Annotated in this window: 18 protein-coding genes and 1 pseudogene; 10 read left to right on the forward strand and 9 right to left on the reverse strand. The window is 73.2% G+C overall.

The window, feature by feature from the left end; translation table 11 throughout:
- Positions 1–31: 31 nt before the first annotated feature.
- The 4 genes from ACIRQF_RS25295 to ACIRQF_RS25310 are packed head-to-tail and all read right to left on the reverse strand — an operon-like array spanning position 32 to position 3,893.
- Positions 32–922, reverse strand: a complete 891-nt coding sequence (locus ACIRQF_RS25295) for a carbohydrate kinase family protein (RefSeq protein ID WP_382480760.1) — start codon at positions 920–922, stop codon at positions 32–34.
- On the reverse strand, positions 919–1,830 hold the full coding sequence (locus ACIRQF_RS25300) for a pseudouridine-5'-phosphate glycosidase (RefSeq protein ID WP_404095241.1): 912 nt from the start codon (positions 1,828–1,830) through the stop codon (positions 919–921). The genes ACIRQF_RS25295 and ACIRQF_RS25300 overlap by 4 nt, the downstream gene beginning before the upstream one ends.
- Positions 1,831–1,879: 49 nt before the next feature.
- On the reverse strand, positions 1,880–3,046 hold the full coding sequence (locus tag ACIRQF_RS25305) for a hypothetical protein (protein WP_404095244.1): 1,167 nt from the start codon (positions 3,044–3,046) through the stop codon (positions 1,880–1,882).
- Positions 3,030–3,893 carry a hypothetical protein gene (locus tag ACIRQF_RS25310; protein WP_404095247.1) on the reverse strand — a complete coding sequence of 288 codons (864 nt, stop codon included), beginning with the start codon at positions 3,891–3,893 and terminating at the stop codon, positions 3,030–3,032. The genes ACIRQF_RS25305 and ACIRQF_RS25310 overlap by 17 nt, the downstream gene beginning before the upstream one ends.
- Before the next feature lie 557 nt (positions 3,894–4,450).
- Here ACIRQF_RS25310 and ACIRQF_RS25315 point away from each other — a divergent pair.
- The 4 genes and pseudogenes from ACIRQF_RS25315 to ACIRQF_RS25330 all read left to right on the forward strand — a co-directional run bounded on the left by ACIRQF_RS25315 (position 4,451) and on the right by ACIRQF_RS25330 (position 9,068).
- The gene (locus ACIRQF_RS25315; RefSeq protein WP_404095250.1) at positions 4,451–4,807 is read left to right on the forward strand and encodes a cupin domain-containing protein; all 357 of its coding nucleotides are present in this window, start codon (positions 4,451–4,453) and stop codon (positions 4,805–4,807) included.
- Between the two features lie 327 nt (positions 4,808–5,134).
- Positions 5,135–6,502, forward strand: coding sequence for a discoidin domain-containing protein (locus tag ACIRQF_RS25320; RefSeq protein WP_376629639.1), 1,368 nt, complete (start codon positions 5,135–5,137; stop codon positions 6,500–6,502).
- A pseudogene (locus tag ACIRQF_RS25325) lies at positions 6,502–7,728 on the forward strand (MFS transporter); the annotation flags it as partial. The gene ACIRQF_RS25320 and the pseudogene ACIRQF_RS25325, both read left to right, overlap by 1 nt.
- Before the next feature lie 350 nt (positions 7,729–8,078).
- A complete protein-coding gene (locus ACIRQF_RS25330; RefSeq protein WP_404095253.1) occupies positions 8,079–9,068 on the forward strand; it encodes a TolB family protein in 990 nt (329 codons plus the stop codon).
- 107 nt (positions 9,069–9,175) lie between these two features.
- Here the strand turns inward: ACIRQF_RS25330 and ACIRQF_RS25335 are convergent, their stop codons facing one another.
- Together ACIRQF_RS25335 and ACIRQF_RS25340 are read right to left on the reverse strand one after the other, a co-directional pair.
- Entirely contained in the window at positions 9,176–10,468 is a 1,293-nt protein-coding gene (locus ACIRQF_RS25335; protein ID WP_404095255.1) for an MFS transporter, read from the reverse strand.
- An 85-nt stretch (positions 10,469–10,553) separates the two neighbouring features.
- A complete protein-coding gene (locus ACIRQF_RS25340; RefSeq protein ID WP_404095257.1) occupies positions 10,554–11,135 on the reverse strand; it encodes a methylated-DNA--[protein]-cysteine S-methyltransferase in 582 nt (193 codons plus the stop codon).
- A gap of 154 nt (positions 11,136–11,289) precedes the next feature.
- Between ACIRQF_RS25340 and ACIRQF_RS25345 the strand changes: the two genes are divergently transcribed.
- From ACIRQF_RS25345 to ACIRQF_RS25365, 5 genes are all read left to right on the forward strand, one after another.
- Positions 11,290–12,201, forward strand: a complete 912-nt coding sequence (locus ACIRQF_RS25345; protein ID WP_376629649.1) for an MHYT domain-containing protein — start codon at positions 11,290–11,292, stop codon at positions 12,199–12,201.
- Positions 12,202–12,271: 70 nt separating this feature from the next.
- A complete protein-coding gene (uvrB, locus tag ACIRQF_RS25350; RefSeq protein ID WP_376629651.1) occupies positions 12,272–14,404 on the forward strand; it encodes an excinuclease ABC subunit UvrB in 2,133 nt (710 codons plus the stop codon).
- A gap of 129 nt (positions 14,405–14,533) precedes the next feature.
- Positions 14,534–15,112, forward strand: a complete 579-nt coding sequence (locus ACIRQF_RS25355; protein WP_376629653.1) for a TerD family protein — start codon at positions 14,534–14,536, stop codon at positions 15,110–15,112.
- A gap of 68 nt (positions 15,113–15,180) precedes the next feature.
- Entirely contained in the window at positions 15,181–17,103 is a 1,923-nt protein-coding gene (locus tag ACIRQF_RS25360) for a TerD family protein (protein WP_404095262.1), read from the forward strand.
- Positions 17,104–17,323: 220 nt separating this feature from the next.
- Entirely contained in the window at positions 17,324–18,346 is a 1,023-nt protein-coding gene (locus ACIRQF_RS25365) for a TerC family protein (RefSeq protein WP_404095265.1), read from the forward strand.
- A gap of 56 nt (positions 18,347–18,402) precedes the next feature.
- Here ACIRQF_RS25365 and ACIRQF_RS25370 read toward each other — a convergent pair whose 3' ends face one another.
- The 3 genes from ACIRQF_RS25370 to ACIRQF_RS25380 form a co-directional block, all read right to left on the reverse strand.
- Entirely contained in the window at positions 18,403–19,689 is a 1,287-nt protein-coding gene (locus tag ACIRQF_RS25370; protein WP_404095489.1) for an MFS transporter, read from the reverse strand.
- A gap of 129 nt (positions 19,690–19,818) precedes the next feature.
- Positions 19,819–20,475 (reverse strand): MBL fold metallo-hydrolase, encoded by a 657-nt coding sequence (locus ACIRQF_RS25375; protein WP_376629661.1) that lies wholly within the window; start codon positions 20,473–20,475, stop codon positions 19,819–19,821.
- A gap of 122 nt (positions 20,476–20,597) precedes the next feature.
- Positions 20,598–21,299 carry a maleylpyruvate isomerase family mycothiol-dependent enzyme gene (locus tag ACIRQF_RS25380; protein WP_382480735.1) on the reverse strand — a complete coding sequence of 234 codons (702 nt, stop codon included), beginning with the start codon at positions 21,297–21,299 and terminating at the stop codon, positions 20,598–20,600.
- Positions 21,300–21,513: 214 nt separating this feature from the next.
- Here ACIRQF_RS25380 and uvrA point away from each other — a divergent pair, with 214 nt between their 5' ends.
- Positions 21,514–24,510, forward strand: coding sequence for an excinuclease ABC subunit UvrA (gene uvrA / locus ACIRQF_RS25385; RefSeq protein ID WP_376629665.1), 2,997 nt, complete (start codon positions 21,514–21,516; stop codon positions 24,508–24,510).
- Positions 24,511–24,544 lie beyond the last annotated feature (34 nt).

Here is a 24,544-nt window from a genome sequence, read left to right on the forward strand (position 1 = left end):
GAACCGCCCCACCCCGTAACCCGCCCCCGTCCTAGGGCCGCCCGCCCACCCGCGTGACCGCTCGCGCGCCCGCCCGGCAGCCCGACTCCGCCGCCCGGACCGGGTCCGCGCCCGTCACACGGGCCGCCAGGAAGGCGCCGGTGAAGGCGTCGCCCGCGCCCGTGGAGTCCACCGGGCGGGCCGGCGGGGCCGTCACCCGGGCCGTCACGCGCCCTTCGCGGGCGAGGACGGCGCCCTCCGCGCCGAGGGTGACCGCGACCAGCGGGAAGCGCCTGCTGAGGGCCGCCGCGGCCGCCGCGGGGTCGGGGAGGCCGGTCAGGAAGCGGGCCTCGTCCGCGTTCGGCAGAAGACACTCCGCGCCGTCCACGGCGGCCAGGAAGGGCGCCGCGCCCAGGTCCGCGAGGAAGCCGGCCGAGGCCGGGTCCACGCTCACCGGGACGCCCGCCCCGGCCGCGTCGCTCAGCACCCGCGCGGCCGTCTCGCGGCTGGGGGCGGCGAAGAAGAGGTAGCCGGACAGGTGCACGCGGGCGACCCCGTCGAGCAGTTCCGGGTTCCAGTCGCCGGGGGCGAGCCGCAGCGCCGCGCCGCTGTCCGTCAGGAAGGTGCGCTCCGCGTCCGCGCCCACCAGGGCGATCACCGACGCCGTCGGCGCGTCCGGATCGGGGACGAGCGTCGGCACGACGCCCGCGCGGCGCAGCGCCAGGTCGTGCCAGGACACCGAGTCGGTGCCCACCCGCGCCAGGATCCGCACGTCCGGGCAGCCCGAACGCGCCGCCCAGCAGGCCACGTTCGCCCCGGCGCCGCCCGGCAGCGTCCGGATCTCCGCCGCCGTGTCGGTCGCGGGAGCGAGCGGTGTGCGGTGCCGGGCCACGATGTCGGTGACGACGTCCCCGACGACCAGCAGCGCGCCGGGCCCGGTCACGCCCGGCCGCGGTCGGCCGCCGCGATGCGGGCCGCGAGCCGCACGTTGCCCCGCACGGCGGCCAGATTCGCCTCCAGGGACGCCCCGTCCGTGTGCACCGTCAGGTACTCCAGCAGGAACGGCGTCACGGCCTGCCCCGTGATCCCCTTCTCCCGCAGCTCCGCGAGGCCCGCCGCCAGGACGCGGTCGTGGAGCGCGGGATCGAGCTGCTGTCCGGCCGGTACGGGATTGCCGACGACCAGCGCCGAGCGCGGTCCGCCGAGCGCGTCCCGGGCGCGCATCACCCCGGCCACGCCCTCCGGGCTCCCCACGGTCCAGTCGACTGGCTCCCCGGAGGAGGAGAGGTAGAAGCCGGGGAAGCGGTCCGTCCCGTAGCCGACGACGGTCACGCCCAGGGTCTCCAGGCGCTGGAGCGTCGCGGGCACGTCGAGGATCGACTTCACTCCCGCGCACACCACGGTGACGCCGACCTGGGCGAGCAGCCGCAGGTCGGCGGACTCGTCCTGGGTCTCGGCCCACTCGCGGTGCACCCCGCCCAGGCCCCCGGTCGCGAAGACCCGTAGGCCGGCGGAGTCGGCGAGCCAGGCCGTCGCCGAGACGGTCGTGGCCCCGGTGGTCCCGGTCGCGATCGCCGGTGCCAGGTCACGGTGGCCGAGCTTGCGCACCGTCGGGTCCTCGGCGATCCGGGTCAGACCCGCCTCGTCCAGGCCGATCCGGGCGACGCCGTCGAGGACCGCGATGGTCGCGGGCACGGCGCCGCCGTCCCGCACCAGGGCCTCCAGCTCGCGGGCCACCGCGAGATTGCGCGGGCGGGGCAGGCCGTGGGCGATGATCGTCGATTCCAGCGCGACGACGGGGCGCCCCTCGTGGAGCGCCTCCCGTACCTCTTCGGACACCTGTGTGGACATGGGGGATCTCTGGCGCGCCCACCCGCCCCGCAAACCTCACCGGCGGACATCAGCCACAGCGCGGCAGCCCGGGCAGCCGGGCCGCGTCCACGACCTGGATCACCGGCCGCGCACCGGTCGTCTTGGCGTTCCCGAGGCTGAACGCGACGGCCAGCGCGTTCCCGGCCGCCGTGGCGTAGCCGTACGCCGGGGTGATCCGCGCGTACGCGCCCGAGTCGAGGTCCAGGGCGTACGAGGTCTCCGGGGTGCGCCAGGTGACGAGCCGCCCGGCGATCCGCAGCTGGTCCATGCCGTCCACCGCGGGGGAGCCGGTCACGGCGGCCGTGGGCCCGGCCTCGCCCGCACGCCACACCATGAGCCGTGGTGCCGCCTCGCCCGCCACCCACGCCCAGGTGGTGCCGTCGGAGACGAGGGCGCGGATGTCGCGCAGCGCGGCGATCGGCGGCGGCAGCGCGGCCGGGCGCCCGTCCCGCAGGGAGACCGCGGCCGGCCGGGTGTGGTCTCCGTCGGCCTCGCGCCACACCAGGAGGCCGCCCGCCGTGAACGGCGTGTCGAGGACTCCCGTGTGCCACGCGCGCGCGGGCCCGCCGCCGGCCGGGGCGGCGAACACCGTGGCCTTCCCGGCGTCGGTGCCCTGCGCCCACAGCACGGTCCCGTCGCGGACGACGGGGCGGGGGAGCGGACCGGGGCGGTCGGACCGGGCGAGCCGCCGGGTGGTCCCGCCGGTCAGGTCCGCCACGTACAGGCTCCACGGGCTGTCGAGGGTCCGGCCCTCCAGGACGGCGAACGCCGCCCAGCGGCGCCCGTCGAAGTCGGCGGCGAGCAGCTGGTGCTCGACGGGGTCGGCGAACCGCAGCAGGGTGTGCGGGGTCGCCTCGCCGCCGCGGACGAGGACGGCGCGCCGCCCGCCGGGGCCGGCGCGCCCTTCGGAGCCGGTCAGCTGGAGCGCCGTCCAGCCCGGGCCCGCCTCCGTGAGTACCGCCCGCTCCCCGGCCGGCGGACGGTACTCGCCCGTCGCGAACGCGGAGCGCCAGGCGGCCGGCAGCGCCACCTCGCAGGCCGCGGCGCGCACCGGCGTGCGGGTGGGCGGACGGGTGGGGGCGGGCGGCCCGTCGGTCCCGCCCGACGAGCACCCCGCCAGCAGCAGGGCGCCCGTCAGGAGCGGGACCGGGAGGAGCAGGGCCGTCCGGGGACGTCGGCTACCAGACGTACCCACGGCCGCCCATGATCGTCGTGATGGTGTCGGAGGAGATGTGCGCCGACTTCGGCACCGAACCGGCCCACGAGATGACGCCGGTGCTCACCCCGCCGACCGGGTCGAGGTAGTTGACCTGCGCCGCGGCCGTGTCGGTGTTGTAGCCGTCGATCGCGACCCAGTGGAAGATCTCGATGTTGGGGTGCCCCACGAGGTGGGGGCCGCCCGGCACCTCCCAGGCGTTGCCCGCGATGGCGTAGTCGTTGTCGGTGTTGTGCGTGATGTGCTGCCGGAAGGTGGCCTTGTCGGCGGCGGTCGGGGTGTAGGCGAGCGCCCTCGGCACGTAGCCGGCGCCGGGAAGGCGGTAGTTGAGCGCGTCCGCCATCGGGTATCCGGTCGGGCCGGGCACGTTGATGTCGACGCCGTACCAGGCGGTGCCGTTCGTGTTCGCCTTCAGGAGCGTCGCCGCGTCCTGCTGCGAGCGGCCGCCGACCCCGTCGTGGGCGGACTGGGCGATCACCAGGGTGGCCGGGCCGCACCAGTAGGACGTCTTCTGGGACTGGTGGATCGCGCCGGAGAGCTTGTATCCGGTGAGGGCGCCCGAGGCGCCTAGCGTGATGGCCCGCTCGTACGTTCTCTGCGCGTCGGACTCCTTGGCGGCGGTGATCCGCCACTGGGCCGGCGTCAGGCGCTGCGGACCGAGGGTGTCGTGGGCGGCCTTGTACGCGGCGCCGGGCGCGGGCTCGGTGGTCGCCGCGGTCGCCGGGGCGGCGGCTACGGGCGCGGCCGAGGCGGCGGGCACGGTCGTGGCGGCGGCCAGCAGGGCCGCGGCGCCGAGGACGACGGCGCGGAGATGGGTGGGGGGCATCGCACTCTCCTGTCCGGGTGGGGGTGGGGAGGGGAGGAGCGGGAAGGGGTCCTGCGATGGTGCGTGCGGGGAGTGTGACGCCCCCGCGGCCCGCCTGTCAGCGGACGCGACGCAATCCCCGGGACCGACATTGGGCCCACCAAAGGCGCTGCCCCGGAGCAGCGGCTTTGTGCCAGGGCGACACCCGGGCGGGGGACGGTTTTCGGCACATCGAGGGACGGGCTCGCGCCCGGATGGCCGAATCCGTCTCCCCGTCCGGACGGGCTCGCGTCCGTTCGGCAGGGATCCGCCTCGCCGTGCGGACGGGCTCGCGTCCGTTCGGCAGGGATCCGCCTCGCCGTGCGGACGGGCGGACGGGTGCGGAATCGGTGCCTCGCCGACGGGTTCCGCACCTCCGGGGTGCCGTGCGCGGCGCGGTCCGGCCGCAAAGCCCCGCTGCGGATTCCGTCGCGTCGAGCGGTCCGGAGAAGTGCCTGGTCGCAGCGGGAAACGGAGCTCCTGGTTCCATCGGGTCCCACCCCGTACGAGGCCCCCGCGGCCCGCTACAGTCACCGCCCATGACCACTCACGCGAAGCCCTCGTTCGCCGTCCACATCCCCGATGCCGAGCTCGAAGCCGAGCCGCTCGACCCCGCCCAGATCGTCTCGGGCGAGCCCGAGGTCACCGGCAAGGTGCTGTGGGAGTCCGAGGACGGCAAGCAGATCCGCGGCATCTGGCAGATCACCCCCGGCGTGGTCACGGACACCGAGGCCGACGAGCTCTTCGTCGTCGTCAGTGGCCGTGCCACCGTCGAGGTCGAGGGTGGCGAGACCCTGGAGATCGGTCCCGGCGACGCCTGCGTGCTGCGTGAGGGCGACCGCACCACCTGGACCGTGCACGAGACCCTGCGCAAGGCGTACCACATCAGCCTCTGAAGTCGGCCCGGGACAAGGCGAGTTCCGGGATCACCGGGAAACGTGCCGTCGTGCGCCGGAAGGTGCCGTCGAAGCCGCGGCAGGCGGCGCGGTCGGAGGCGCACGAGGTCTGGTAGGAAACTTTCCTGTCAGCTAGCATCCCGGGCGGCGGCTTGGCGCGGCGCCCGCTTCCCGGTCCTCCGGGGGGCGGGCGTGACGCGCTCAGTGAGAGCTCTGACCCGGCCGCCGTGCACGCGCACGGCCCGTGGCGCACGCCGCCAGGGGCCGGCCCGCGCTGCCCGCACCGGTGCCCAGCTCTCACCCTTCCCAGGCAAGGGAGTCACAGGTATGCAACTGCACGCCTCCGCCCCACCGCGCCGCACCACCACCCTGTCCCTGCTCCTCGCCGCCGTCCTGCTCGTCACCGGCGGCCTCGTCCTCGCCTCCACCGGCCGCGCCGCCGCCGCCGACCCGCTCCTCTCCCGCGGCAAGGCGGCCACCTCGTCCTCCGACGAGGACGCCACCCTCACCCCCGCCAAGGCCTTCGACGGCGACACGTCCACCCGGTGGGCCAGCGCCGAGGGCTCCGACCCCCAGTGGCTGCGCGTCGACCTCGGCGCGGCCGCCGTCGTCTCCCGCGTCCGGCTCAAGTGGGAGGCCGCCTACGGCAAGGCCTACCGCGTCGAGATCTCGGCCGACGGCACCACCTGGACCACGCTCGCCACCGAGACCGCCGGCAACGGCGGCACGGATGACTGGACCGGACTCAACGGCAAGGGACGCCACGTCCGCGTCTACGGCACCGCCCGCGGCACCTCGTACGGCTACTCCCTCTACGAGATGGAGGTCTACGGGACGCCCGACGGCACCACCCCGCCCACCACGCCGCCGCCCACGACCCCGCCGCCCACCACCGGCTCCTTCACCGTCGTCGCCGCCGGTGACATCGCCGCGCAGTGCACCGCCTCCAGCAGCTCCTGCGCCCACCCCAAGACGGCCGCGCAGGCCCAGCGGATCGACCCGAAGTTCTATCTGACGATGGGCGACAACCAGTACGACGACGCCCGGCTGTCCGACTACCGGAACTACTACGACAAGACCTGGGGCGCCTTCAAGGCCAAGACCCGGCCCGTCCCCGGCAACCACGAGACGTACGACCCGGCCGGCTCGCTCGCCGGCTACAAGGCGTACTTCGGCGCGATCGCCTACCCCCAGGGCAAGCCCTACTACAGCTACGACGAGGGCAACTGGCACTTCCTCGCCCTCGACTCCAACTCCTTCGACGACCCCGCCCAGATCCAGTGGCTCAAGGACGACCTCGCCCGCACCACCAAGGGCTGCGTCGCCGCCTACTTCCACCACCCGCTCTACTCCTCCGGCGGCCACGGCAACGACCCCGTCTCCAAGCCCGTCTGGCAGATCCTCTACGCCGCCAAGGCCGACCTGGTCCTCAACGGGCACGACCACCACTACGAGCGCTTCGCCCCGCAGGACCCCGACGGCCGGGCCACCGCAGACGGCATCGTCGAGATCGTCGGCGGCATGGGCGGCGCAGAGCCGTACCCCATCGAGACCGTCCAGCCCAACAGCCAGAAGCGGATCAGCGGCCCGTACGGGGTGCTGAAGCTCGACCTCACCGACACCACCTACACCTGGCAGTACGTCGGCACCGACGGCCAGGTCAAGGACACCGGCCCGACCTACACCTGCCACTGATGTACCTCGCGACCACCGGTCGCCGGGACGCGTCGCCCGCCCCCTCCGGGGCGCGGCGGCGCGTCTCCGCCACCGTCCTCGCCCTCGGCACGGTCAGCCTCGTCACCGACGTCTCCTCCGAGATGGTCACCGCCGTCCTGCCGCTCTACCTGGTCGTCGGCCTCGGCCTCACCCCGCTCCAGTTCGGCTTCCTGGACGGGCTCTTCACCGGCGCCACCGCCCTCGTCCGGCTCGCCGGCGGCCACGCCGCCGACCGCGGCGGCCACCACAAGGCGGTCGCCGGCATCGGCTACGCGCTCTCCGCCTGCTCCCGGCTCGGGCTGCTCCTCGCCGGCGGCGCGACCGGCGGGATCGCCGCCGCCCTCGCCGCCGACCGGCTCGGCAAGGGCATCCGCACCGCCCCGCGCGACGCCCTGATCACCCTCGACAGCCCGCCCGACGGCCTCGGCCGCGCCTTCGGCGTGCACCGCGCCATGGACACCACCGGCGCCCTTCTCGGCCCCCTGGCCGCGTTCGCGCTCCTGTGGGCCACCGCCGACGCGTACGACGCCGTCTTCGTCGTCAGCTTCTGCACCGGGCTGCTCGGGGTGCTGCTCCTCGTCGTCCTCGTCCCCGGCGGACGGCGCAAGCCGACGGGCGCCACCACCCACCGGGTGCGTGACCTCGCCGCACCGCTCCGGCTGCCCGCCGTGCGCCGGGTCGTGCTCGGCGCCGCGCTCCTCGGCGCGGCCACCGTCGGCGACGCCTTCCTCTACCTGCTGCTCCAGCAGCGGACCGAACTGGCCGCCACCTGGTTCCCGTTCCTGCCGCTCGGCGCCTCCGCGGCCTATCTGCTGCTCGCCGTGCCGGCCGGGCGGCTCGCCGACCGCGTGGGGCGCCGCCGCCCCTTCCTGTACGGGCACGGGGCTCTGCTCCTCGCCCTCGGACTGCTCCTGGCCCCCGTGCCCGGAGCGGTGCTCCTCGTCGGCGTCCCGCTCCTGCTCGGGGTCTTCTACGCCGCCACCGACGGCGTCCTGATGGCGCTCACCGGGCCGCTCCTGCCGCCCGGGCGCCGGGCGAGCGGACTCGCGCTCGTCCAGACCGCGCAGGCCCTCGCGAAGGTGGGCGCCGCGGCCGGCTTCGGCGCCGCCTGGACCCTGTGGGGGCCGAGGACCGCACTCCTCCTCGCCCTCACCGGACTGGCCGCGGCCCTGTCCGGCGCGAGCCGCCTGCTGCCGGCCGAGCCGGCGTCAGGACCGGGGCGAGAGCCTTCGGGGTTCGGTATCCCCATCGGGTCCGAGCCGTCCTCCGGGTCCGAGCCGGCCTCGGGACCCAAGCCGGCCTCCGAGGCCGAGCCGCCCTCGGGACCCAAGCCGGCCTCCGGGTCCGAGCCGCCCTCCGGACCCAAGCCGGCCTCCGAGGCCGAGCCGTCCTCCGGACCCAAGCCGTACTCCGGGTCCGAGCCGGCCTCCGGAGCCGCGTCGTACTCCGGGTCCGAGCCGGCCTCGGGGTCCGAGCCCGCCCCCGGATCCGCGTCGTACTCCGGATCCGCGTCGTCCTCCGGATCCGAGCCGTACTCCGGAAAGGAGCCCTCCTCATGACCGCACCGACCGCCCCTGGCCGGCGCCGCCTCTGGGCGCTGGTGCTCGGTGTCCTGCTGCTCGCCGGCGGGGCCACCGCGTACACGCTGCGCGCCGCCGGCGGTCGCTCCGACGCCGCCGGAGCGACCGCCGACGCCGGCTTCACCCTCGACGCAGGCTCCCCGGGCGCGCTCTGGTTCCGCGACACCGCCACCGGCCGGGTCGCCCGCCAGGAGCCGGGCGCGCCGGGGGCCCGGGTGGCGCTCGGGCCCCGCTGCGACCGCTTCCACGCCGCCGGGGACACCGCGCTGTGCCTGCAGCTGCGGCCCGGGGTGCCGACCCGGTCGTACGTCCTCGTTCTCGACCGGAAGCTGCGCGAAGTGCGCCGGATGAGCCTGCCGGGGATCCCCAACCGGGCCCGGGTCTCCGCCTCCGGCCGGGTGCTCGCCTGGACCACCTTCGCGAGCGGCGACTCCTACGCCACCTCCGCGTTCTCCACCCGGACCTCGATCCTCGACCTGCGCACCGGCTATCTGATCAAGAGCATCGAGCAGATCCCGCTCACCCTGGACGGGCGCCGCCACCACGCCCCGGACGTCAACTACTGGGGCGTCACCTTCGCCCGGGACGACAACCGCTTCTACGCCACGGTCGCCACCCAGGGGCACACGTACCTGGTCGAGGGCGATCTGAGGAAATGGGCGGCGCGGGCGCTGAAGGAGAACGTCGAATGTCCGTCGCTGTCGCCGGACGGGACCCGCGTCGCCTACAAGAAGAAGGTCTCCACCGACCCCCGGGCACCGTGGCGCCTTCACGTCCTCGACCTCGCCACCCTGCGCGAGCACCCGCTCGCCGAGACGCGCTCCGTCGACGACCAGGCGGCCTGGACCGGACCCGACACCGTGGCCTACGCCTACGAGGGCGCGGTGTGGACGGTGCCGGCCGACGGCACGGGAGCCCCGCGCCGGCTGGTGGCGGGGGCGACGTCCCCGGTGGTGCCGCGGTGAGGGGAGCCGGGCCGGCCCGGGCCGGGGACCCAGGCTCCCGGATCTCGGGCATCCGAGGTTCGAGGTCCGTCGCCCGGATCCCTGACGCCGGATCCCTGCCCCGGACCTCAGGTCCGCCGCACCGCGCCCCGCACCGCCAGCAGGGTCATCGGCAGCAGCAGGCAGGCCCCGACCACGTTCAGCCAGCCGTATCCCGCCTGGGAGACGATCAGCCCGGCCGCCAGGCCGCCGATGCCGGCCGAGGTGTTCATGATGAAGTCCGAGAGGCCCTGGACGGCGGCCCGGGCCGCCGTCGGGACGGAGTCGGTCAGGAGGGCCGAGCCCGAGACGAGTCCGGCCGACCAGCCCAGGCCCAGGACGAACAGGCCGAGGGCGACCTGCCCGTGGCTCGCTCCGGCCGTGCCGGCGAGCAGGGCCGCCACGGAGATCAGGGCCACCGCGAGCCCGATGACCGCGAGCCGTCCCAGGCGGTCGGACAGCCAGCCCATGACGGGCGAGAAGGCGTACATGCCGGCGATGTGCCCGCTGATCACCAGGCCGATCAGCCGGATCCCCGCGCCGTGGTGGCTGAGCGCGACCGGGGTCATCGACATGATCGAGACCATCGCGGTGTGCGAGCCGGCCACCGTCACCAGGGCGAGCCGGGCGCGGGAGGATTCCCGTACCGCCCGCATGCCGGCCTTCAGGGAGCGCCCGTCGGCAGCGGCGGCCTCCTCGGGGCCGGCCAGCTCCCGGGCGGTGAGCAGCGGGTCGGGCCGCAGCAGCAGGGACACCATGACCGCGGAGACCACGAACACGCCGGACGCCCAGACGAAGGGCCCGGTCGCGGCCGGTATGCCGAGACCGGCCACGCTCGCGCCGGCGGGGGCGGCCACGTTCGGCCCGAGGACGGCGCCGATGGTGGTGGCCCACACCACCGTGGAGATCGCCCGGGCCCGCCGGTCCGGCTCGGCGAGGTCCGCGGCGGCGAACCGGGCGGCGAGATTGGCCGAGGAACCGGCCCCGAAGCCGACGAGCCCGACCAGGAGCACCGGGAAGCTGTCGAGGACCGCGCCGAGGACGACGACCCCCGCGCCCAGGGCGCCGACGAGATAGGCGAGCACGAGCCCGGCGCGCCGGCCGCGGCGGGTCATCAGCGAGGCGAGCGGCATCGCGAGCAGCGCCGGTCCCGCGACGGCGGCCGTGGACGCGAGGCCCGACAGTGCCTCCGTACCGCTGACGTCCTTGGCGAGGACGGCGGCGAGGGCGATGCCGATGGCGATGCCGAGTCCGCCGAGGATCTGCGTGGCGATCAGCACCGCCTGGATACGGCGGCGCAGGGCCGGCAGCGCGCCGGGGGAGACGGGGCCGGATATCGCGGTCGAAAGGAGAGCGTCAGGAGCGTCGGGCGTGTGGGTCACTGACGCATAGTGCCAGCCATCCCACCAGGTGGGAACGTCCGGATCGCACGCCGTCCACCGCCCCGCCGACGCGGCCCGCGCCGGCTCAGAACAGCGGTTCCGGCAGGACCCCCTCCAGGGCCAGGAGTCTCCGCTTCGTCTCCAGACCGCCGCCGAAGCCGCCGATCCCACCGTCGCTCTCCACCACCCGGTGGCAGGGCACCACCAGGGGCAGCGGATTCGCCCCCATCGCCGCGCCCACCGCCTGCGCGGCCGCGGGCTGCCCGACGCGGCGGGCCAGGTCCCCGTACCCCACCACCGTCCCGTAGGGGACGCCGTCCGCCAGCTCGCGCAGCACCTGACGGTTGAATCCGGTCACCAGCGTCCAGTCCAGCTTGACGTCGAAGCTCCGCAGGCCCCCGTCGAAATACGCCGCGAGCTGCCTGATCGGCTCGGCGAGCCGGCCCGACGCGCTCTCCACGAGCTCCCCGCCGAACGCCGTGGCCAGCCGCTCCAGCGTCCGCTCCCGGACCCGCTCGTCGACGTGGAAGACCACGCTCACCAGACCCCGGTCGGTCGCGGCGAGCAGCAGGGGCCCGATGGCACTGGGCACCACCGCCCACTCCACCCGGCCCGCCGACTCCACCCGGCCTGCCGACCGCTCCGTCACCGGCTTCTCATGCTCCATGCCGTCACCGTACGACCCGGCACCGACAACCCGGCGGATCAATTCGCGGACCCCGTGGCCGGAGGGCCGCACCGGGCGCCATAATCCGGTAGCACTACTCAGCGGTACCGACTGTTTTCGGACGACGTTGTACCAGGGTGGAGGACGGACGCTCATGCAGGGCACGGTCGACGGATTCAGCTACGGACTCGTCACGCCGCTGGCGGCCTTTCTCATGGCCTGCCTGGGCGGAGCACTGGGCCTGCGCTGCACCACCAGATCACTGCGCCATGACGACACCTTCAAGGCGGGCTGGCTCGCCCTCGGCGCCACCTCGATCGGCACCGGCATCTGGACCATGCACTTCATCGCCATGATGGGCTTCTCCGTCCGGCAGGCCCCGATCACCTACGACCGGCCCATCACCTTCGCCAGCCTGGGCGTCGCCGTCGTCATGGTCGGCATCGGCATCTTCATCGTCGGATACCGCGGCGCGACCGCGCTCACCCTGGTCACGGGCGGCACCATCACCGGCCTCGGCGTCGCGACCATGCACTACCTGGGCATGGCCGGGATGCGCCTGCACGGGCAGATCCAGTACGACACCCTCACCGTCGCGCTGTCCGTCGTCATCGCCGTCGTGGCCGCCACCACCGCCCTGTGGGCCGCCGTCTCCGTCCACGGCTTCCTGGCCAGCCTGGGCGCCAGCATGGTGATGGGCCTCGCGGTCAGCGGCATGCACTACACGGCCATGGCGGCCGTCGACGTCGAGTTGCACGGCTCGGCCGCCCCGACGGGAACCGGCGACAGCGCCACCTCGCTGCTGCTGCCGATGCTGGTCGGACCGGCCGTCTTCCTGCTGCTCGCCGCCGTCGTGGTCATGTTCGACCCGCTGCTCGTCATGGGCGAGCCCGACTGGCAGAAGCCCAGCGCCCGCGGCGGCTACCGCCACGGCGCCCCCGGCGTGCCGGCCCCGCGCCGCGCCCCGGCCTACGGGGAGCCCGCGAACTGGTCCTCCGCCCGGCCCGCGGCCCGCACCGGCCGCAGGGCGGCCCACCGCGACGCGTACCGCTCGCAGGACTGGTGAGCCGCCCCGTACGAACCGGCGCCGGGCCGATCACCCTCCGGCTGTCAGTGCCGGGTCGTACGGTGGATCCATGCGGCCCGTTTCCCACATCGAACGTACGGTGGCGCCCTTCGAGGTCGTCAGCCCCTACCAGCCCAGCGGCGACCAGCCGGCGGCCATCGCCGAGCTCGACCGGCGCATCCGCGCCGGCGAGAAGGACGTCGTGCTGCTCGGCGCCACCGGCACCGGCAAGTCGGCGACCACGGCCTGGATGATCGAGCAGCTCCAGCGCCCCACCCTGGTCATGGCGCCGAACAAGACCCTCGCCGCCCAGCTGGCGAACGAGTTCCGCGAGCTCCTGCCGAACAACGCGGTCGAGTACTTCGTCTCGTACTACGACTACTACCAGCCCGAGGCGTACGTCCCGCAGTCGGACACCTACATCGAGAAGGACTCCTCCATCAACGAGGAGGTCGAGAGGCTGCGCCACTCGGCGACCAACTCGCTGCTGACGCGCCGCGACGTGATCGTGGTCGCCTCGGTCTCCTGCATCTACGGTCTCGGCACGCCCCAGGAGTACGTGGACCGCATGGTCGCCCTCAAGGTGGGCGACGAGATCGACCGCGACCAGCTGCTGCGCCGCTTCGTCGACATCCAGTACACGCGCAACGACGTGGCGTTCACCCGGGGCACCTTCCGGGTCCGCGGCGACACCATCGAGATCTTCCCGGTCTACGAGGAGCTCGCCGTCCGCATCGAGATGTTCGGCGACGAGATCGAGGCACTCTCCACCCTCCACCCGCTGACCGGCGAGGTCATCAGCGACGACCGGCAGCTGTACATCTTCCCCGCCAGCCACTACGTCGCCGGCCCCGAGCGCATGGAGCGGGCCGTCAACGACATCGAGCGCGAGCTGGAGCAGCGGCTGAAGGAGCTCGAGAAGCAGGGCAAGATGCTGGAGGCCCAGCGGCTGCGCATGCGGACGACGTACGACATCGAGATGATGCGCCAGATCGGCTCCTGCTCCGGCATCGAGAATTACTCGATGCACTTCGACGGACGCGAGCCCGGCTCCCCGCCGAACACCCTCCTCGACTACTTCCCCGAGGACTTCCTGCTCGTCATCGACGAGTCGCACGTCACCGTTCCGCAGATCGGCGCCATGTACGAGGGCGACGCCTCCCGCAAGCGCACCCTCGTCGACCACGGCTTCCGGCTTCCCTCCGCGCTCGACAACCGGCCCCTGAAGTGGGAGGAGTTCCAGAAGCGGATCGGCCAGACCGTCTATCTGTCCGCCACCCCCGGCACCTACGAGCTGTCCCGGTCGGACGGTTTCGTGGAGCAGATCATCCGCCCGACCGGCCTCGTCGACCCCGAGGTCGTGGTCAAGCCCACCGAGGGCCAGATCGACGACCTGGTGCACGAGATCCGGCTGCGCACCGAGCGGGACGAGCGGGTCCTGGTCACCACGCTCACCAAGAAGATGGCCGAGGACCTCACCGACTACTTCCTCGAACTGGGCATCCAGGTCCGCTATCTGCACAGCGACGTCGACACCCTGCGGCGCATCGAGCTGCTGCGCGAGCTGCGGGCCGGTGAGTACGACGTCCTGGTCGGCATCAACCTGCTCCGTGAGGGCCTCGACCTGCCCGAGGTCTCCCTGGTCGCCATCCTCGACGCCGACAAGCAGGGCTTCCTGCGCTCCGGCACCTCACTCATCCAGACCATCGGCCGCGCCGCGCGCAACGTGTCCGGCCAGGTCCACATGTACGCGGACACCGTCACCCCGGCGATGGCGCAGGCCATCGACGAGACCAACCGGCGCCGCGAGAAGCAGGTCGCCTACAACACGGCCCACGGGATCGACCCGCAGCCGCTGCGCAAGAAGATCAACGACATCGTCGCGACCATCGCGCGCGAGGAGATCGACACCGAGGAGCTGCTCGGGACCGGCTACCGCCAGGGCAAGGACGGCAAGGGCGCCAAGTCCCCGGTCCCCTCGCTCGCCGCCCACGCCCCGAAGGGCAAGGGCGCGAAGGCGGGGGCGACCGTGGAGCTCGGCGAGCGGCCGGCGACCGAACTGGCCGGGATCATCGAGGAGATGACCGACCGGATGAAGGCCGCCGCCGCCGAGCTGCAGTTCGAGGTCGCCGCCCGGCTCCGCGACGAGGTGTCCGAGCTGAAGAAGGAACTGCGCCAGATGAAGGAAGCCGGGCTCGCCTGACCCGCCCGCCCCACGCCCCGCACGGACCGGCCCGGTGTGTTGCAAGAACGACACAAAACCGGGCCTGTCCGGGCAGGTTGTCAGTGCCCCTGCGTAGGGTGCTGCTCACACCGATGAGAGGGGCAGCGCGTGACGGTCAACATGACCAAGGGGCAGGCCATCAGCCTGGAGAAGAAGGGCGGAGGGAGCCTTACCTCCGTGCGGATGGGCCTCGGCTGGCAGGCGGCGCCCCGCCGCGGCCTGTTCGGCTCGCGCACGCGTGAGATCGACCTGGACGCCTCCGCCGTCCTCTTCGCCGACAAGCAGCCGGTCGACGTGGTCTTCTTCCGTCACCTCGTCAGCGACGACGGCTCCGTCCGCCACACCGGCGACAACCTGGTCGGCGGCGCGGGCCAGGGTGGTGACGACGAGTCGATCCTGGTCGACCTCCAGCGGATCCCGGTCCACATCACCCAGATCGTCTTCACGGTGAACTCCTTCACCGGCCAGACCTTCCAGGAAGTGCAGAACGCCTTCTGCCGTCTCGTGGACGAGACCAACGGCCAGGAGCTCGCCCGCTACACCCTGGACGGCGGCGGCCAGTACACGGCCCAGATCATGGCCAAGGTGCACCGGGTCGGCGACGGCTGGCAGATGACGGCCCTGGGCAACCCGGCCAACGGGCGCACCTTCCAGGACCTGATGCCGTCGATCCTCCCGGCCCTCTAGCAGGACCCGGAACGGGGGCCCGGAGCGGGCCCGTTCAGCACAGGAACGCGCAGGGAGAGACCGAGCAGATGACCGCCGAGCTGGTCCGGGGGCAGAACCACCCCCTGCCCCACACCCGCCTGGAGATCCGGGTGTCGGCCGGTCATCCGGTCGTCGCCGCGGCCACCCTGGGCGACGAGCAGGGCCGGATCGCGGGGGCCGAGGCCCTCGCCCACCCCGGAGCCGCCGCGCTGCCCGGGGTGGAGGTGCCCCGGCAGGCCGCCACCGAGCACCGGCTCGCCGTCGACCTGGAGACGGTACGGGACACCGTCCACCGGGTCTCCGTCCTGCTGGCCCTGCCCGTCGGGGTGGACGGTCCCACCCGCTTCGGGAACTCCGTCGCGCCCGTCGTCACCGTCGCCGGACCCGACGGCACCGGCATAGCGGGCTACACGATCACCGGGCTGGACCGGGAGTCCGCGGTGGTCGCCCTGGAGCTCTACCGCCGCCAGGGCGCCTGGAAGGTCCGGGCCGTCGGCCAGGGGTACGAGGGCGGGCTCGCGGCGCTCCTCGCCGACCAGGGCCTGGAGCGGCCCGCCGAACTGGCCGGCTCCGTCCTGGACGCGGTCGCCCAGGGGCTGGCCCGCTCGGTCGCGGCGCCGCCGCCGCGGGTCCCCGAGACGGACCGCGTCCGCCGACCGGCCCCGGCGCAGCCCCCGGCCTCGGCGACGCCCCCGGCCTCGGCGACGCCCGGGCCGACCCCGCCCCCGGCTCCCGCCGGCGGCCCCATCGACTACACCCACCCGAGCCGCCGCCCGGCCCCCGCCGCCGCTCCGCCGCCGGCGCAGGACCCGGCCCCCACCGCGTACCCGGCCCCCGTCGCCGGGGACGCCACCGGCTGGTCGATGGACGAGCGGCTCTACAACCAGGTCTGGGGCATGTTCGAGGACCTGGCCCGCAGTGCCGCCGCCTACCGCAGCGCCTGCCAGTTCGCCGAGTCCCGGCTCGACCAGGAGCTCGACCGGGTCCTGTCGGACCCACGCAGCCGGATCGGCGGGGCCGGCGACGCCGCCCGGGCCGAGGCCAAGGCCAGGCACGACGAGCTCACCGCCCGGGCCCAGGAGGCCCTGGACCGCGACCTCGCCCAGCTCGCCGCCGAGTCCGAGGTGGTCGAGCCCGCGCTGCCTCCCGCCTACGCCCGCTGGGACAGCCCCGTCTGGCAGGCCTACCGGGTGCCCACGGAGGCGCCGATGGCGGTCCGGCTCGGCGACCTCCATCTGCCCGAGCGCACCGGGCTGCGCATCCCGTTCCTGGCCCGGCTGCCGCTGAGCAGGGGCCTGTGGGTGGACTCCGGGCGCGGCCACTCCGAGGCCGCCGGACTGCTCGACGACGCCGAGCTGCGCCGGCTGGCGCTGGACAGCGCCGTCGCGCACGCGGTGCGGCTGCTCGCCGCGCACCCGGCGGACGGCTTCCGGGTGCGGGTCGTCGACGCGGCCGGCGCGGGCGCCGCCGCGTTCGCGCCGCTCGTCGAGGCGGGCGTCCTCGCGGCGCCGCCGGCCGCCGGAGCGGCCGGCGTCTCGGCGGTCCTGGGCCAGCTCACCGAGCGGGTCGACCTGCTGCAGATGGCGCTGCGGGCCGGTGCGTCCGAGGATCTTCCGCCGGGTCTGGACACCGCCGAGGAACTGCTGATCGTGCACGACTTCCCGCACGGCTTCGACGACCGCGCGGTCAACCAGCTGCGCTACCTCGCCGACGAGGGGCCGGCGGTCGGCACCCATCTGCTGATGGTCGCGGACCGGGAGGACGCGGCGGCCTACGGACCGGTGCTCGACCCGCTGTGGCGTTCCCTCACGCGGCTCACCCCGGTGCCCGACGACCACCTTGCGGATCCGTGGGTCGGCCACGCCTGGACGTACGAGCCGGCGGTCTTCCCGGCGGGGAGCGGAGTGCTGCGACAGGTGCTCGCGCAGCTGGCCGAGGCCCGTGGGCAATGGCGGCCGTATCGCCGCTGACCTGCGGTTTTGGACCTCCTTTACCTATCTCTTTACCTTCCCTTGGTTCTTCAGGTAGTGTTCTTGGTGCGGAGGGGAGTACTCCCTACCACGCGGCGTACCCGTCAATACGGACAGGTCGGACACCTGATCCCGGGGCGCCGGCCCGGGCCGTCCCCGGGTGGAAGAGACCTCCGGCAACGACGAGGCTGATCTTCAGCCGTACGACGCCGGAGGCGCAGTGGACGTTTCTGTGACCCTGTGGGTGCTGACCATTCTCGGTCTGGGCGCCCTGATCGCGGTCGACTTCTTCATCGGGCGCAAGCCCCATGACGTGTCGGTCAAGGAAGCCGGCATCTGGACGGTGGTCTGGATCGTCCTTGCCGCACTGTTCGGCCTGGGCCTGATGGTCTTCGGCAACAGCCAGGCCTCGGGCGAGTTCTTCGCCGGATTCATCACCGAGAAGTCGCTCAGTGTCGACAATCTCTTCGTCTTCGTCCTGATCATGGCGAAGTTCTCGGTGCCCTCCCACCTGCAGCAGCGCGTGCTGCTCGTGGGTGTGCTGATCGCCCTGGTGCTCCGCGCGGTCTTCATCGCCGCCGGCGCCGCGATCATCGCGAGCTTCTCGTGGGTCTTCTTCATCTTCGGCGCGTTCCTGATCTACACCGCCTGGAAGCTCATCCAGGAGGCGCGCTCCGGCGAGGAAGAGGACGAGTTCGAGGAGAACCGTCTCCTCAAGTCCGTCGAGAAGAAGTTCGGCGTGGCCGACCGCTACCACGGCACCAAGCTCTTCATCCGTCACAACGGCAAGCGTGTGCTGACCCCCCTGATGGTCGTCATGCTCGCGATCGGCACCACCGACGTGCTGTTCGCCCTCGACTCCATCCCGGCGATCTTCGGCCTCACGCAGGACCCGTACATCGTCTTCACGGCCAACGCCTTCGCGCTGATGGGTCTGCGGCAGCTGTACTTCCTCATCGGCGGCCTGCTGAAGAAGTTGGTCCACCTGAGCTACGGCCTGTCGGTGATCCTCGGCTTCATCGGGGTGAAGCTGGTGCTGCACGCCCTGCACGAGTCCGGGGTGCACGTCCCCGAGATCTCCATCCCGTTCTCGCTGGCCGTCATCTGCGGTGTGCTGGTCATCACCACGATCACCAGCCTCATCGCGTCGAAGAAGCAGGCCCAGCGCGAGGCGGCCGAGGCCGCCGGGGCCGTGGAGAGCGGCGAGGCCGGCGAGCCCGAGAAGGACAGCGTCCGGGCCTGACCCCCGGCCACGAGGGCCGGTGCGGGCGGCACACAGTCGCTCGCACCGGCCCTCGGCTATGCCGGCTCCGGCTCCGGTGCCGGCCCCGCGACCCGCTCCGGCAGCGTCTCCGGGAGCAGCGCGAAGCAGCCCAGGCTCACCAGGGCGACCGCGGTGAGATAGGCCGCGACGCCCCACGGCGGCCCCGAGCCGCCGTCCGAGACGGCCGTCGCCACGATCGGGGTGAGCGCCCCGCCGAGCACCCCGGCGAGGTTGTAGCCGACGGCCGCGCCGGTGCAGCGCACCCGTGGCTCGTACAGCTCCGGCAGGTACGCGGCGACCACCGCGAAGATCGTGATGAAGGCCAGCAGCGAGCCCAGGAAGCCGAGGAACATCAGCGGGGGGCGCGCGGTGTGCAGCAGCGCCACCATCGGGAACGTCCACAGTGCCGAGGCCGCGCAGCCGGCCAGGCACAGTGTGCGGCGGCCGAAGCGATCGCCGAGCAGCGCGAAGAACGGTGTCAGGGCGCCCTCGATCGCCACCGCCGCCATCACGCAGGTCAGCATCACCGTGCTCGGCACCCCGAGTCGCTCGGTGCCGTACGCGAGGGCCCAGGTGGAGACCGTGTAGAAGACGGCGTAGCCGACGGCCAGCGCGCCCGCCGTGAGCAGCACGAGCCGCCAGTGCCCGCGGACGACCTCCCGCAGCGGCGCGCTCGCCCGCCGCCCCTCCGCGGCCAGCTCCTCGAACTGCGGGGTCTCCGCGAGCGAGGAACGCAGGCCGAGCCCGGCCGCGGCCAGCAGCCCGGCCGCCCAGAACGGCACCCGCCAGCCCCAGGAGCGGAACTCCGCGTCGCCCAGCCCGGCCGTCAGGGCCAGCATCACCCCGTTGGCCAGCAGGAAGCCGACCGAGGGGCCGATCTGCGGGAAGCTCGCCCACAGCGCCCGCCGCCCCTCGGGGGCGTGCTCGGCGGTCAGCAGCACCGCGCCGCCCCACTCCCCGCCGAGGCCGAGCCCCTGGAGGAAGCGCAGGGCGAGCAGCAGCACGGGCGCGGCGACACCGATCGACTCGTACGTGGGGACGCAGCCGACCGCGACCGTCGCGCCGCCGGTCAGCAGGAGCGAGGCGAACAGGACCGGGCGCCGTCCGCGGCGGTCGCCGACGTGGCCGAAGAGGACCGAGCCGAGGGGCCGGGACACGAAGCCGACCGCGAAGGTGCCGAAGGCGGCGAGGGTCCCGGCGACGGGGGAGAAGGTCGGGAAGAAGAGCGGGCCGAGCACGAGCGCGGCGGCGGTGCCGTAGACGAAGAAGTCGAAGAACTCGATGGCCGTGCCGACGAGCGAGGCCGCGGCGAGCCGTCCCATCGAGGGCGACGGGCGGGCCGCGGGTGGCGACGGAGCGTGACTGTGGCGCATGCCGCGCCAACTACCCGTCCGCCGCCCCGGTTACGGGGGCGCGCGGAGGCGACCGGGGTCACCGCCCGCGCGCGGGGGTCACCAGCCGCGCTCGTGCCACGCCGCGAGGTGCGGGCGCTCGTCACCGAGCGTGGTGTCCTTGCCGTGGCCCGGGTAGATCCAGGTCTCGTCCGGCAGCACCGCGAAGAGCTTGGTCTCCACGTCGTGGATCAGGCTGGCGAAGGCCTCCGGGTCCTTCCACGTGTTGCCGACGCCGCCGGGGAAGAGGCAGTCGCCGGTGAAGACGTGGGGGTGCCCGTGCGGGTCGTCGTAGATCAGCGCGATCGAGCCCGGCGTGTGTCCGACGAGCCGGCGGGCGGTGAGCTCGACCCGGCCGACCGTGATCGTGTCGCCGTCCTCGAGGAGGACGTCGGTCCGCACGGGGATGCCCTCGGCGTCGTGGCGTCCCGCGTACGTCGTGGCGCCCGTGGCCTCGGCGACCTCGGCGAGGGCCTGCCAGTGGTCGCCGTGCCGATGGGTGGTGACGACGGACGCGATGCCGTCGTCACCGATCAGCGTGAGGAGGGTGCCGGCCTCGTTCGCCGCGTCGATCAGGAGCTGCTCACCGGTGGCCCGGCAGCGCAGCAGATACGCGTTGTTGTCCATCGGGCCGACCGCGACCTTGGAGATCATCAGGTCGGTCAGCTCGTGCACGTCGGCGGGCCCGCCGACCTTCACCACTCCGCTGTACGTCATGGCCTCAGCCTAGTGCCGGGCGCCGACGGCCGGTGGGCGAGCCGGGGGCGGCCGGGCCCAGGTCCTGTCGTCGGACTCCCGTCGTTGCCCGCCCGGGCAGGCGGGAGTTCGCCGGCAGGGCCCTAGAGCGGCGGGAGGTCGGGGAGGGCGTCGCCGGACAGGATGGCGAGGTGGGCGCCCATGTCCCCGCGGCCGGACAGCCAGCCGAGGAGTTCGGCGGCCGTGCCGCCCAGGACGACCGGCGTACCCTCGGTGCCGCCGGTCCGCCAGGTGGGGTCGCCCTCGTCGAAGCCGAGGCGCAGGGTCACCGGGGGCACCTCGGGACGGCCGGACCAGCGGTCGGCGAGGAACTCGATCTCCCGCAGGAGGAACTCCTCCGGGAGGTCGTCCAGGTCGTAGCCGGCGTCCAGGTCGACGTGGTGCAGGTCCACCTCCACCCAGCGGCGGAACGGTACCCGGGCGGCCCGGTCGGTGACGCCGTTGCGCAGCTCCACCGTGCGCTCCCAGTCGGCGGGCTCGCGGCACACCTCGTCGAAGCGGTCGGCGGTGGCGCGCAGATCGGCGAGCTGGACGTCGAGGGGCCGGCCGGCGTCCCGCTCGATGTCGGCGTCGCGGGTCTCGGCGTCCTTGTACATCGGCAGGCCGTGGAGAACGTTCACGAGGGCGTCGGCGTTGCGGGACAGGTGGGCCAGGACATGACCGCGGGTCCAGCCCGGAAGCCGTGACGGCTCGGCCAGCGCCGCGTTGTCCAGGGAGGCGGCCGCGGAGAGCAGACGGTCGGTCGCCGCGCGCAGGGCGGCGATGTCAGAGGCATGGTCGATCATGGCCCTGACCCTAGGTGCTGCGGGGGCGGTCCGGCCAGAGCCCGCGGAGCCCCGACGAGGGCGGCAGCGCCGGGGTGGCCACTCGTTCGGGTGAAGCAGGCGGCGAGCGGCCAGAAATCGAATGCACGTGCTATAAGCTCGATGGAAGCATCCGGCATCCTTGGTTGTTGGGTGTTCAGGCACATCCGCTCTCTCAAGAAAGGTGCGGACCGGCGTGGCCGACCGTCTCATCGTTCGTGGCGCTCGCGAGCACAACCTCAAGAACGTCTCGCTCGACCTGCCCCGTGACTCGCTCATCGTCTTCACCGGGCTCTCCGGGTCGGGCAAGTCGTCCCTCGCGTTCGACACGATCTTCGCCGAGGGGCAGCGCCGGTACGTCGAGTCGCTCTCCTCCTACGCCCGGCAGTTCCTCGGCCAGATGGACAAGCCGGACGTCGACTTCATCGAAGGTCTGTCGCCCGCGGTCTCCATCGACCAGAAGTCGACCTCGCGCAATCCGCGCTCGACGGTCGGCACGATCACCGAGGTCTACGACTACCTCCGCCTGCTCTTCGCGCGCATCGGCAAGCCGCACTGTCCCGAGTGCCGCCGGCCGATCTCCCGCCAGTCGCCGCAGGCCATCGTCGACAAGGTCCTGGAGCTGCCCGAGGGCAGCCGCTTCCAGGTCCTCTCCCCGCTGGTGCGCGAGCGCAAGGGCGAGTTCGTCGACCTCTTCGCCGACCTCCAGACCAAGGGCTACAGCCGCGCCCGGGTCGACGGGACGACGATCCAGCTCAGCGAGCCGCCGACGCTGAAGAAGCAGGAGAAGCACACGATCGAGGTGGTCATCGACCGCCTCACCGTGAAGGACAGTGCCAAGCGACGCCTGACCGACTCGGTCGAGACCGCGCTCGGCCTCTCCGGCGGCATGGTCGTGCTCGACTTCGTCGACCTCGCCGAGGACGACCCCGAGCGTGAGCGGATGTACTCGGAGCACCTCTACTGCCCGTACGACGACCTCTCCTTCGAGGAGCTGGAGCCGCGCTCCTTCTCCTTCAACTCGCCGTTCGGAGCCTGCCCGGACTGCACCGGCATCGGCACCCGCATGGAGGTCGACCCCGAGCTGGTCGTCCCCGACGAGGAGAAGTCCCTCGACGAGGGCGCCATCCACCCCTGGTCGCACGGGCACACGAAGGAGTACTTCGGCCGGCTCATCGGCGGCCTCTCCCAGGCCCTGGGATTCCGCACCGACATCCCGTTCGCCGGACTGCCGCAGCGGGCCAGGAAGGCCCTGCTGTACGGCCACAAGACGCAGGTCGAGGTCCGCTACCGCAACCGGTACGGACGCGAGCGCGCCTACACGACCCCCGCCTTCGAGGGTGCCGTCTCCTTCGTGAAGCGGCGGCACAGCGAGGCCGAGAGCGACTCCAGCCGCGAGCGCTTCGAGGGCTACATGCGCGAGGTCCCCTGCCCCACCTGTGAGGGCACGCGCCTGAAGCCGATCGTCCTCGCGGTCACCGTGATGGAGAAGTCCATCGCCGAGGTCTCCGCCATGTCGATCAGCGACTGCGCCGACTTCCTCGGCCGGCTCACCCTCAACGCCCGCGACAAGAAGATCGCCGAGCGCGTCCTCAAGGAGGTCAACGAGCGGCTGCGCTTCCTGGTCGACGTCGGCCTCGACTACCTCTCGCTCAACCGCGCGGCCGGCACCCTCTCCGGCGGCGAGGCCCAGCGCATCCGGCTCGCCACCCAGATCGGCTCCGGCCTGGTCGGCGTGCTCTACGTGCTCGACGAGCCGTCCATCGGCCTCCACCAGCGCGACAACCACCGGCTCATCGAGACCCTGGTGCGGCTGCGCGACATGGGCAACACCCTCATCGTGGTCGAACACGACGAGGACACCATCAAGGTCGCCGACTGGGTCGTCGACATCGGCCCCGGCGCCGGCGAGCACGGCGGCAAGGTGGTCCACTCCGGCCCCTTGAAGGAACTCCTCGCCAACAAGGAGTCGATGACCGGGCAGTACCTGTCGGGCCGCAGGGCCATCGACACCCCGGAGATCCGCCGTCCGGTGGACCCGGGGCGCCGCCTCACCGTGCACGGCGCCCGCGAGAACAACCTGCAGGACATCGACGTCTCCTTCCCGCTGGGCGTCCTCACCGCCGTCACCGGCGTCTCCGGCTCCGGCAAGTCGACCCTGGTCAACGACATCCTCTACACCCACCTGGCGCGCGAGCTGAACGGCGCCAAGTCGGTCCCCGGGCGCCACACGCGCGTGGACGGCGACGACCTCGTCGACAAGGTCGTGCACGTCGACCAGTCGCCCATCGGCCGCACCCCGCGGTCGAACCCGGCGACGTACACCGGCGTCTTCGACCACGTCCGCAAGCTCTTCGCGGAGACCATGGAGGCGAAGGTCCGCGGCTACCTGCCCGGCCGCTTCTCCTTCAACGTCAAGGGCGGCCGCTGCGAGAACTGCTCCGGCGACGGCACGATCAAGATCGAGATGAACTTCCTCCCGGACGTCTACGTCCCGTGCGAGGTCTGCCACGGCGACCGGTACAACCGGGAGACCCTGGAGGTCCACTACAAGGGCAAGTCCATCGCCGAGGTCCTGAACATGCCGATCGAGGAGGCCCTCGACTTCTTCGAGGCCGTCCCGACCATCGCCCGCCACCTGCGCACGCTCAACGAGGTCGGCCTCGGCTACGTCCGGCTCGGCCAGTCCGCGCCGACCCTCTCCGGCGGCGAGGCCCAGCGCGTCAAGCTCGCCTCCGAGCTCCAGAAGCGCTCCACGGGCCGCACGGTCTACGTCCTGGACGAGCCGACCACGGGCCTCCACTTCGAGGACATCTCGAAGCTGATCAAGGTCCTGTCCGGCCTCGTCGACAAGGGCAACTCGGTGATCGTCATCGAGCACAACCTGGACGTCATCAAGACCGCGGACTGGATCATCGACATGGGTCCCGAGGGCGGCAGCGGCGGCGGCCTGGTCGTCGCCGAGGGCACGCCCGAGGAGGTCGCGTCGGTCCCGACCAGCCACACCGGCAAGTTCCTCCGCGAGATCCTGGGCGCCGACCGCATCAGCGACGCCCCGGTCCCGGCCGCGCGCGGCGCCAGGAAGGCCCCGGCGAAGAAGGCGGCGGCCACCAGGGCGAGCGCCGCCAAGAAGGCCGCGCCCGCGAAGAAGACCGCCGCCAAGAAGACGACCGGCCGGGCCCGCAAGGCCTGACGGACGCCGACACCGGCCCCCCGAGGGGGCGCCC

The sequence above is a fragment of the Streptomyces sp. NPDC101191 genome, from assembly GCF_044767915.1.
GTDB lineage: Bacteria > Actinomycetota > Actinomycetes > Streptomycetales > Streptomycetaceae > Streptomyces.